The 10,800-nt window shown below is 42.3% G+C and carries 10 protein-coding genes and 1 pseudogene; 9 read left to right on the forward strand and 2 right to left on the reverse strand.

Annotated elements, in window-relative coordinates; translation table 11 throughout:
• Window positions 1-701: pseudogene (locus tag CIL02_RS06630) on the reverse strand (hypothetical protein); the annotation flags it as partial.
• A gap of 10 nt (window positions 702-711) precedes the next feature.
• Window positions 712-1,104 (reverse strand): hypothetical protein, encoded by a 393-nt coding sequence (locus tag CIL02_RS06635; protein WP_141210147.1) that lies wholly within the window; start codon window positions 1,102-1,104, stop codon window positions 712-714.
• A 91-nt stretch (window positions 1,105-1,195) separates the two neighbouring features.
• Between CIL02_RS06635 and CIL02_RS06640 the strand changes: the two genes are divergently transcribed.
• From CIL02_RS06640 to CIL02_RS06680, 9 genes are all read left to right on the forward strand, one after another.
• The gene (locus CIL02_RS06640; RefSeq protein ID WP_141210148.1) at window positions 1,196-1,564 is read left to right on the forward strand and encodes a hypothetical protein; all 369 of its coding nucleotides are present in this window, start codon (window positions 1,196-1,198) and stop codon (window positions 1,562-1,564) included.
• 105 nt (window positions 1,565-1,669) lie between these two features.
• Window positions 1,670-2,320, forward strand: a complete 651-nt coding sequence (locus tag CIL02_RS06645) for a S24 family peptidase (RefSeq protein WP_094400168.1) — start codon at window positions 1,670-1,672, stop codon at window positions 2,318-2,320.
• Between the two features lie 1,284 nt (window positions 2,321-3,604).
• On the forward strand, window positions 3,605-3,814 hold the full coding sequence (locus tag CIL02_RS06650; protein WP_094400170.1) for a helix-turn-helix transcriptional regulator: 210 nt from the start codon (window positions 3,605-3,607) through the stop codon (window positions 3,812-3,814).
• Between the two features lie 180 nt (window positions 3,815-3,994).
• Complete coding sequence (locus CIL02_RS06655; protein WP_094400172.1) at window positions 3,995-5,767, forward strand: helix-turn-helix domain-containing protein; 1,773 nt, start codon at window positions 3,995-3,997, stop codon at window positions 5,765-5,767.
• 100 nt (window positions 5,768-5,867) lie between these two features.
• A complete protein-coding gene (locus tag CIL02_RS06660) occupies window positions 5,868-7,904 on the forward strand; it encodes a hypothetical protein (protein WP_094400174.1) in 2,037 nt (678 codons plus the stop codon).
• Window positions 7,891-8,760 carry a hypothetical protein gene (locus CIL02_RS06665; protein ID WP_141210149.1) on the forward strand — a complete coding sequence of 290 codons (870 nt, stop codon included), beginning with the start codon at window positions 7,891-7,893 and terminating at the stop codon, window positions 8,758-8,760. Before CIL02_RS06660 ends, CIL02_RS06665 begins: the two co-directional genes overlap by 14 nt.
• Before the next feature lie 9 nt (window positions 8,761-8,769).
• On the forward strand, window positions 8,770-9,576 hold the full coding sequence (locus tag CIL02_RS06670) for a DUF6339 family protein (protein WP_094400178.1): 807 nt from the start codon (window positions 8,770-8,772) through the stop codon (window positions 9,574-9,576).
• Window positions 9,577-9,590: 14 nt separating this feature from the next.
• Window positions 9,591-10,046: a hypothetical protein gene (locus tag CIL02_RS06675; protein WP_094400180.1), complete on the forward strand. Its 456-nt coding sequence runs from the start codon at window positions 9,591-9,593 to the stop codon at window positions 10,044-10,046.
• Window positions 10,047-10,068: 22 nt separating this feature from the next.
• Complete coding sequence (locus tag CIL02_RS06680; RefSeq protein ID WP_094400182.1) at window positions 10,069-10,494, forward strand: hypothetical protein; 426 nt, start codon at window positions 10,069-10,071, stop codon at window positions 10,492-10,494.
• Window positions 10,495-10,800 lie beyond the last annotated feature (306 nt).

Here is a 10,800-nt window from a genome sequence, read left to right on the forward strand (position 1 = left end):
TCATACACATCCAGCTCGCCGCATACAAACGACAGGTAGTTCTCGTGTGTCGTCGTGTTGTAGGGCTTGGTCGGCAGAACAGCCAAACTCAGTATCAGACGCTCTGTCTTCCAGTCAACCTTCCGCGCACTCTGGTTCCCGAACTTCCCGCTGATAAGGCAGCCGTAGCCCTCCCTCTTGTACTCGTTCACCTTCTTCCGAAACCTCAGCGTACTCGCTGGCAACGTATGGCCGAGTTCCATCTGCAATGCCTTGATAGAAGCAGCCATCTCATCCCAGTTATACTTGCCGCCAAACATCTTCTGGGCTGTTGCCGCACGCTCATACAAACGGATGCAGCAGTTCAGTACACTGGCGTTCACCACATATTCCTTGATCTTCTCAGGAGGCAGGTCAAGACCTGCTTGTTCCCTGCTGTGGAAAAAAGCCATCGCAGACTGGTCAATCTCGTAGTTGCTGCGTACCCAGCACACGAGATGTGTAAGTTTGGCATTGGGATAGAGCTCTTCAACCTTGGCTCTGTAGTCGCGAGGAAGACTGTCAACGGCAACAAGGGCATACTGGCCAGAGGCACCACCGCCACGACGCACCACGTCGATGCGTCCGCGGCTCGCCATCTTCTGGTAGTTGGATTGGCTTACAATACCACCGTCCACCAGTTCACGGGCACTTATGCACCACATGTTTCCGTAATACTCCATCTTCCCCTCCTTATCTCAGATTGCGTGCATAGTCCTGGATTGTTGGAATATCACTCACAAGCACCTCTTCATAGCGGTACCTGGGAGAACCCTTGAATTTCACAACACCCTCGCCAGTGGTCATGCTGACCTCCAGAACGGCACCGTTGTTGAAATACTGGCGCATCACATGCTCACCGCTGTCCATCGTGTCGTAGAAAATCTCCTCTTCAGGAACGGCAGCCTCAACCCAGCCACCCATCTCCTTACGGGCAACGTACTGAATCTTCCTTGCCAGCAGCGTCTGGCACTCATAGCACAGAGCCTTGTACACCATACGATCGGTGCAGTTGAACATCTTGGCGAGTTTCGCCTTGTTTTCTTGCGAGACCTTGATGGTTCTCGCACTTCTTGTCTTTGCCATAATCACTTATTTTATAATGTTAAACTTAATGCTTTCTTTGGCTATCTCCTCAAAATTTCGTACCTTTGGCCGCACATTCATTATTGAACACATGAAGCAGAATGCTAACAAATTCACAGTAACACCGATCTTGGTGTTTTACTTCGATACGCTCTCAGCAATGAAGAGCCGGGAGTTAATCCAAACAGCGATGAGATCCTTTGCACATCTTCAAAGAATTGATTGCGTGTGTATCGACCGAATATCTCTGCCGGATGACATCGCAGAAGCCAACGCTCAACTTGGAGCATACACCGAAGCTGATCTTCTCTGGTTCCGCTTCTCAACGCAGTCAGCAACGAAGCAAAAGGCGTTTGAGATAGCCATTCGTAAACTCTTTCGGAATGCACTCCTTGATCCTGTGTGGGTGTTCCTGATGCCTGATAAGTACAAGCAGAAGTTTCCATCACCCTGGGAATAATCTGTTTCATTTCATTAAAAATTAAGTTATACATTTATGAACACGCTGCAAAGGTAGTGATAATTTTCAACCTACCAAAATATTTGGCGATAATTTTCAACTGATATGGCAAAAATTTTAGAAAATATAAGTGTTTTAGCTGAAAAAGAGGGTATAACAATAAGCGCTCTTGAAAAAAAGATAGGTGCCAGTAAAGGCGTTTTATCACGTGCTATTGCTAATGGAACAGACATACAGGCAAAGTGGATTCAGGCAATAGTTGAAAATTATCCCCACTTTTCAGCGGAGTGGTTATTGACTGGCAATGGGGAAATGATTAAGGGTGGCACGCTCCCTGTCGCCCATCAGACGGAAAACCCCAAAGAGGGCATCCCACTCATACCATTCAGCGCAATGGCTGGTGCCCTGACAGGGGAGCAGTCAGTCTTGGAGTATGAATGTGAGCGTTATGTGGTTCCGGCTTTCAATGGTGCCGACTTCCTGATGCAGGTAAAAGGCAACAGCATGATGCCGACATATATCTCTGGCGACATCGTGGCATGCCAGCGTGTCCCTATGTCCGGCTTATTCTTCCAATGGAACAAACCCTACGTCCTCGACACGGCACAAGGCGCAATTATCAAGCGCATAAAGCCCGGATCTGACAAGCAGCACGTCCTCATCGTGTCCGACAACAAAGAATATGATCCGTTTGAACTACCATACGAGGACATCTATGCCGTAGCCCTCGTCATTGGCATTATCCGACTGGAGTAGGGTCCCCCACGGATACCCCCAAGGGGGTGTCCCCCCTCAACAACAACACTCTAATACCCCTAACCTCCCCTAAAACCATCAAAATCACCACTTTATTCTATATATAATAAGGTATATCGAAAAACAAAGTTGCACCGAAAGGGTCAGTTTCCTATACTCTACTCCGTTTTTTGGCTCGTTCTTCCCCCCTCTCACGGTATGCTCGGGCAAGAGTTTTGTCCCTCCAGTTTTTCAAAATTGTCCCTCCACTTTGTCCCTCCACCTGTCCTCCCACCCCCCATTTTTCGCCAATTTCCGCCCGTTTTATCTCCCGTAACCGAGACATGGACTTTCCTACACCCACCGCCTTCTAATGCCGTCAGAATACCGTTCAAACGTGGCGCAATACAAAGCCCACAGACGCGCTAAACGCCCACAGACAAAGGATTTACCCACACACAAACAAAAAAGGCCACACGCATAAACGTGCAGCCCTCTGTGCGTAAATCTATCGCCCCACGGACGTAAACGAATTTGCCTCAAACGTAAAGCAAACGTAAGCCTATGTAAACATTTCGTTTTGTGCCGCCCTAACAGCCCCAACACCCATAACTCTTTGTAAACAAACAACTTTCAGTCTTTCCCTCCCTATCTCTCACCTATACGCTTCGTTCTGTGCCCCATACACCTCATCGAATGGTTCACTTGCGTTCAGCTCAGTAATACGTACCTCTCTGCAACGCTCACCACCGCAACGTTTCCGACTGCAGCAGCTTGCAGAGGGTTTGATGCCAGTGCCTGCACACCGACACCGAGAGACCTTCTCTCATCTCATTGGCAGTTACGGCTACATCTTATATGGAAGGTAGCCAACCTTTTATATATAGATGTGCACCTCGTGGCACACGGACAGGTACTTCTGACCCGCAGGAATGACATTATATAAAATAATGTAAATACAAAAATGATACATTAGTGTCCATTAAAAAAACGCGATAATTATTCTAATCCAATGATTTTCTGAGTGTTATACACAAAATCTAAGTCAACGGACTTGAAATCATAATCTGACTGATTATTAATCACTTGGCAAAAAACTGCATTGATTTTGAGCCTTTTATAAAATCGATCAATGAACATTTTGTAATGTCTGGATTTTTAGTGGACAACAATGATCTAAAATGACAAAAAGTGAAAAATTTTCATAAAAAATTCACTTTTTTACAGGGTTATAGCTTTTTTGCAAGGTTGTTTGAATTATTTTTTGTAATTTTGGCGCGATATAATAATAAATAAGGTGTAATTATGGACAAAGAAGAGACAAAACCTCTGAACAGAATCAAAGTTGTATTGGCAGAGAAGGACAAGCCCAATAAGTTTCTGTCAGACAACTTAGGTGTTGCTCCAACAACAGTTTCAAAGTGGGTTACCAACACCTGTCAACCACCCATGGAGACATTCGTAAAAATAGCAAAGCTACTTGATGTAGAACTTGCAGAGCTGATACGGATGTAGTATAATATACGTATAGCCTGTTATTTCTATTCGTAAATAAGTAGTGCCTTTGCGTCGCTATAAGAACCATCTGTGCATGTGCAAAGCGTAACAGAAGAAAGTTTGACTGGATTGTTATTGTTGACATCTTTGGCGACTACAGTAAGATCATTAAAGCAAATAAACTATAATTCAACTAATATGAAAGAATACAAAGTAGGCGAATATTACAACTTCTGGGTAACCGGAATCGGTAATGCTAACCACAGAATTTATCTCAAAGATGATGACGATAGACGTTTCACCGTCTATGCTTATGATTTCCAGACAGAATGGGACTGGTCTTCTCCTCAGGTTCCAGTACAAGTGTTGAAGTGCTACGTCAAAGAAATTACAGATACTGGTGCTGTCATCCTTGAACAGAGTAAGGATGTGCTGCTCATCGTGCTCTACCCCGAAGCATACAAAGGTGAGAGCAAGATTTGTACCTTCGTTGTTGATAGTCTCAAGACAATCAACGATACGCTCTACTATGTTGTCAGCGATGCCTACGGTATTACTCATATGTTCAAGCCAAGTGCTTTGTGCCCAGCTTTGCAACCTGGTGACGAGGTACAACTTAACGTAACTGGATACAAACAGAAGGAAAATAACCGCTCTTGTATTTATCTTAGTGAAGTTACAACCGAAGAGAAACATTCTGTTGCACAAGCTGCACCTACCGCTACAGATGAAGAAACACCTGTTGGCGAGTTTGGTGAAGAAACCGATAATCGTGAGTTTAAATCTACCATAATATATCCTGCAGGAGCGATTGGCCCAGACATTGACACCCAAATGTTGGTAATCTTGAAAACTATCGCTGGTTTTATGAATGCCAATGGTGGTATATTATATATAGGTGTAAATGATAATGGTGATGCTGTCGGCATTGAGAATGAATACAAATTGCTTAATACCTCAACAAAAGACCCACATCACTATCAGGAGAATAAGGACGGGTACGAAAATAAACTGCGCTCAAGTATGAATGCATTTCTTGGTCCTGTTGCTCAGGATTATGTTATTATAACATTCTCTGAACACAATGGGCATACTGTCTGTGAGGTAAATGTCCAGCCATCACTCAGCGTAATTTGGTATAACGAGCGCGATGCTTTCAAACGTATGGGAAACAGAACCACACATCTTCGTTCAGAAGCTATCATTAAACTTGTGCTTGACAAGATGAACTTGTTGCGCCCTGTCGCATTACAGATTACTCCAACTTCAGTCAAATCCCAAGAAGAACTTCTTCCTGAAGTGCCTACTGGCGATGCGGAACCAGAAACTGAGCCACAAACTATAAAGGTTGAAGTTCCATCTAAGCTTGTGATGAAAGGCGAGAAAAAGAAGGGATATGGAAGCTTCTACATGAACATGTTCACCAATGGTGATTGGTCGTGGAGCAAGAACATTCCTACAGACAGTGACCTTGAGTTCTGTATTCCAATCAATGCTCCGGTAAGCAAGAACGACCTTATTATGGTCTATGCTGATGGATGTGTGAATCGAGTTGACGCTTACCATCTGCATCTTGACAAGAAGGAGAACAAACGTTACATGAACGGACGCAGAAACGATGGTGTGAAACTTCTGAAAGCATTCCGTGCTACAGAAGATGACATGTTGGCTTGTGATAGCATGCAGAATGGACATCGTTTCGTAAAGGTTCATCCAGTGGCTCATGTTAGTCGGCATGACAATATGAGTCTTAACGGTAACAGACTTATAAACATTTCTGGCATATCAGGAGTAACCATGACAGACATTTGCTTCGTCGCAGCTGAGCATCATAATCGTGTCTCCGCACTCTGTAAAACAGTGAATCAAAAGTCTTCTTCACTCGGATTTCAGATGGACCTTACCAAAAACGAATCAAAATTAGGCCAGGTTGTCAAGACCCTCGAAACCCTCAGTGACGTGCAGAACTAATCATCCGCAAACGAAAGAGACAAAAAGTTTTGGTATACGTATACCAGTTTTCAGATTTAGAAGAAATTATCATAACTTTGCACCCGAAAAAAACAATTGTATGATTAACAAAGAACTCAACTGTAAGTGGCATTTTGACCCACAAGCTAAGGGCAACGAGAAAGGCCCTAACAATCCTACTGCTCTTACTTTTAAGGGTACAAAGTATCATTCGCTGATTAGAGAGTCCATACAAAATTCTCTTGACGCTGTAGAGGACAAAACACGGCCAGTTACCGTATCCTTTGACTATAGAGAGTTTTCTGGTTTGGAGTTTCCGGAATTCTTTACGTTGAAAGAACATATACAAGGATGTCTCGATAAGTATCCAAATGATGAAAATGCTAAGAAGCTTTTTATTCCGATGTTGGATAATTTTTCTGGATTTCTACGCTCAGACCAGAATATTGGCTATCTCCGTATTGTAGATTCTAATACGACAGGTATGCATTATGATGTTACAGACCCAAAGTCTGCCTTCAATGCATTTATATCTGAGGGAATTGTTTCAAAACCTAATGGAGCTGGTGGCGCATTTGGTTTTGGTAAGGCAGTATTCTGGATGCTTTCACCAATTAGTACTGTATTTGTTTCATCTAAGACGGATGACGAAGTTAACTTTGAAGGTCAGTCAAAACTTTGTACGCACTACATTGAAGACGGTCACGACTTGTCACCTAATGGTCTCTATGATACAGACGGTAAGGGAGAAGTCATAACTGATGAGACAAAAATTCCAGAGTATTTCCGTCCAAAACAGAAAGGTACCTCTGTTTTTGTTCTCGGAGTCAAATACATCAGTGATGAAATAAAAAACGAACTGATTGAGGCCGTGCTTAGAAACTTTTGGATGGCAATTTATCGGAACAAACTCATTGTTAAAATAGAGGATGTAACTATTGACAAGGAACATCTTTCAGACTTGATGAATGCTCATTTCGATCTCGCCAACACTAAGAAGAAGGAGATATTTGAATATAATCCTCGTTTCTTTTTTAATATAATAGAGAAAGCAGAAGATGGTATCGATGGTTACAAAGTTATTAACGATTCGGTTGAAATGAATGGCAAACAATGCCCCGTTTTGTTATACCTTCATAAACAACAGGATGCTGCTGGTCAGTTTGTATTCATGAGATCACCTCTCATGACCGTGTATTCAGAGAAGTTCTCGTCTTGCAAAGGTGCTGACGGAGTATTCATTTGTGAATCTGAGGATGGTAACAACCATCTGCGTGAGATGGAAGACTGTTCGCATGATTCATGGTCAAGGCCTAACTATGAAGCAAGAGGAAATACTCCTTCCATTGTTGCAACTCATTCCTTGAATGCAATTAAGGATTTGATACGTGATGCAGTACGTAATGAGTTACAGCATGATGCACAGGAGACAGAACAAGTAGCAGGTTTGGACAAAATACTTACGATTACCACGCCAAAGGGTGCAGATGACGAATCTCATAAGGATGATATTGTTGACCCCGATAACATATTTGCCCCCAAAAAGAAACCGGAGAATAAGAAGAATCCCACTCCTACTATTCGCAAGGCACGACAAACAAAAGCGAAGTTCGATGTGCAAGGTCGTTTGTTGTCAAATAGCGGTGGAAAGAAAAAGAAGCGTCCAATAAAACCAGGACCTGTAAAGCCTGGTACCTTGAAGAACAAATCAACAGAGGACGAGAATGGTAAGTTAGGCATATATGCTGTACCAATTGACGTAAGTTATAGAACATGGAGTCAAACCGATGAGAATAATACCGTATGGCATATCATTCGGGTCTTCTCCGATACTGAAATTGACAACGCCTTGATTCAATTGTATGGTGTTGATGAAGAAGGTAAGTCATTAGGTCTTAACATTGAGGAAGCACCAGGCTTTGAGATCCGTAATGGAGAAGAGTTTGTTGACAAAACAGACTTCGTAGATTCTGACGATGACTCCAAAGCCAATGCCAAACAAGTAAAGAACGCTCTGGGTGGAGTACACATCAATGCAAACATACCGCTCACTATCAAAGTGCGTTTCAACTCAGATATTAAGTATTCATTACGTATTAACTCCGATAGAATAGAGACTTCAAATGAAAGCAAATAGTTCCTTCCCACATCCCGTATTGGGCATTAACAAAGGTGTCCTTCCTGACTTGGAAGAAGACGCTTTAAGCGTAGTAAGCATTGAAGAGAAAGATGAATACTATGTCTATACTTTTAATCTGAAGCAGGATAATAAACAGATTAAGCAATATATAACAGAGAATCACGCGCAGTATATCTGTGAGGTTGATTCTAACAAAGCCTTCTATAAGAAAATTCATAAATCTGCAACACCTGTCATTACGGTACCTATAAAGAAAACTGATGTCGTAGGCCACATTGATTTCTCCTTCTTTGTTGTTACTACTGTAGGTTTCCCCAATTATAGCAACTCTGATTTCAATCCTGATTATCGTGATCCGGAGACTGGCAAGATGCCAAAGTTCTCTCTTGAAAAGGGTGCTGTATTGGTTATGTTTCCACAATGGTCTGATAACGTAAACACCCGTTTCAACAATAAGCCCGACCTCAATGCATTCATTCAGGTTGTTAAGCGTAAGGATTCCGGGAAGTCCGTTAACATAGATTTGGGAGATGATATTATCAACATTGAACTTCCAGAGGACATGTATGTTGACTTCCTTGAGTATAACCGAGACCAATACAAGGGACTGTTCTACACCTCTCTTATTTTTAACGCCTTGGTTAAGGCGATTCTCAACATAGACAAGAACGAGGGTATGGCTTGGGCAGATAGCATTAAGGCATTGATGGAAAATATGCCTGATAAGTATCAAGGTCTGACTCTTGACGATCCTACGGATGCTGTAGATATAGCCACAATCATGCTTTCAAATGCAGAATATGGCTCACCATACGATTTACTTTTTATGAGTATTAAGAACCTTCAAAACTAAATCTTTAACATGGCACTACAACGAATATTTACACCAGAATATGTCAATTTATTGACAAACGACATAAAAGTTGAAAACTATGTTGGAGAGAGTATAAAATATGACGACTCACAAGTCCGTCGTCTCAAAGGGGTTGAAAAGCCTGAAGGACTAGAGGAGAAAATGTTGAATGCACCATCAAAATTTGATGCTGCAATAATTCTTTATGAGAGCTTTAAAGATATTACCCCTACATTAGCCGCAAATTCGGTTTTATGGGTATATCTTTCCCATGTTGACCTAGCCAATTATGTAAGAAGAGAATGGCCTGACTTAGAGAAATATGAATCGGACAATAAGAAGAACGGGGTAAAGAAAGGACAGACTCGTTCGGATGACGATAGGAAGAAGTATATCCGTGACCATTGGCTTATTTCTCAAAATGGTCTGATGCGTACTTCGCTCATGAACATGTGGTGGTCTGTGTATCTTACCGTAGATGAAAGTCTTGGCGACGAGCACAAATACGACCTTACAAAGATATTTTTCAGTAACGATGGCTTACGCACCCGTCGTTTAGGGACTGGTCACCTTGGCCGAAATAAAGAGGCTCTCAAGGGTATTTTGTCCTTCATGAAAGACAACCCACAAATCTTTGACTCTGGCATTGAGAATCGAATGATATGGATAACACGTCATTTCAATCTTATTGGAGGTAGTAAGCCTTTGTCAAATTTGCCGCACACTTTCTTCTATAATGAGTTGGCAAAATACAAGAGTCACTTGGAATCCATTTCAAAACGAGAACAGGTGACGGGGCCAGATGCATTTGTATAATTGAGAGATTTGCTGTGCCAGAGAAATTTGAATATACTCCATTACCTCCACTCTCCAAAGGTGACCTTTTAGAAGGTGGCAAATACGAAATCATCAGCGACACAGAGAACGCTGGTGGTTTCGGTCGTATATATCGTGCACAGGTTAGACAAACCTCGGCTACCAATAGAATAAATGTGGTAGCAGTGAAGGAGTTCCATGTACATGAGATTGATGATGCAACAATGTCACGCCTTTCCTCGCAGGGATTCTCAGTAACATCGAAGGAGAAATATGTGGACATACAGCTCGGGCAGTTTAAGATAGAGGCTCAGGTAATGTATGAGCTGTCACGCCAGCGAGACTGCCATATACCACAGTTATACCACAGATTGAGAGAAGATAATGGACGCTATTATTATACGATGAGCAGGGTGGATGGCATTTCCCTAACAGATGTCGTCAAACAAAAAGGGGCTATAGATCATTGATGAAAACTATAGTCTCTTGCTATTGGAGAATCGCAACCTCTCTTTGACAGATGCAGTGCTCCTTGATTCGGTACAAAAGGGTAAACGAATATCATCAGAGGCAGTTGCCATGCTTCGCAAGCGTAAGCTGATCGAAGGTCGCCTTCCACATATCTTCATTGCCAAGGATATTGCTCAAGTAACTGACCAAAAGATAGAATATACCAAGCACAAAGGACTCGATGACAAGAAATGCGAGGCTCTACTGCTCGACTCTTTGAAAGACCATGGTTCATTGACTAAGCCCGAAATCGTTCGTCTATTGTGGGATGTGCTTCCTGATCAGTTAGATGACAAGCAGAAAAACAACAAACTTGATTACTTGCTAAAAAAACTAAGAATGTCAGGTAAAGTTTATGCAAAGAGAGCTAAAGGAATTTCCGTATGGTATCTCACGGAAAATATGTAAAATTCCGTGAGGTTACATGCTGTTTTTCCGTGAAGTAATAGCGGCATCCTAATCTTGCGAGTGAAATTAAATACTGGATATCAAGTATTTACGCCAAAAAGGTTTCTCACGTAAACCAATAAAATTCACACGCGTTTACGTGAGAATTCCGTAAACTTAGTCATCGTCAACACCAATTCTGCTATATGGATGAGCTGCAAAAGAAATACAACCTACTTGTTACACAAAACGAGATTCTTCGAAAGGAGAATACAGAGTTGAGATCTCTTCTTTGTGCTCATGGCATTGAGTACAAGCCAAGGCCTA

Source organism: Prevotella sp. P3-122 (genome assembly GCF_002251365.1).
In the GTDB taxonomy this organism is placed as follows: domain Bacteria; phylum Bacteroidota; class Bacteroidia; order Bacteroidales; family Bacteroidaceae; genus Prevotella.

Bases quoted from the DNA above. Each gene is read 5' to 3' on its own strand.
- CIL02_RS06635 (WP_141210147.1), bottom strand. From the start codon at position 1,104: ATGGCAAAGACAAGAAGTGCGAGAACCATCAAGGTCTCGCAAGAAAAC.
- CIL02_RS06640 (WP_141210148.1), top strand. From the start codon at position 1,196: ATGAAGCAGAATGCTAACAAATTCACAGTAACACCGATCTTGGTGTTT.
- CIL02_RS06645 (WP_094400168.1), top strand. From the start codon at position 1,670: ATGGCAAAAATTTTAGAAAATATAAGTGTTTTAGCTGAAAAAGAGGGT.
- CIL02_RS06650 (WP_094400170.1), top strand. From the start codon at position 3,605: ATGGACAAAGAAGAGACAAAACCTCTGAACAGAATCAAAGTTGTATTG.
- CIL02_RS06655 (WP_094400172.1), top strand. From the start codon at position 3,995: ATGAAAGAATACAAAGTAGGCGAATATTACAACTTCTGGGTAACCGGA.
- CIL02_RS06660 (WP_094400174.1), top strand. From the start codon at position 5,868: ATGATTAACAAAGAACTCAACTGTAAGTGGCATTTTGACCCACAAGCT.
- CIL02_RS06665 (WP_141210149.1), top strand. From the start codon at position 7,891: ATGAAAGCAAATAGTTCCTTCCCACATCCCGTATTGGGCATTAACAAA.
- CIL02_RS06670 (WP_094400178.1), top strand. From the start codon at position 8,770: ATGGCACTACAACGAATATTTACACCAGAATATGTCAATTTATTGACA.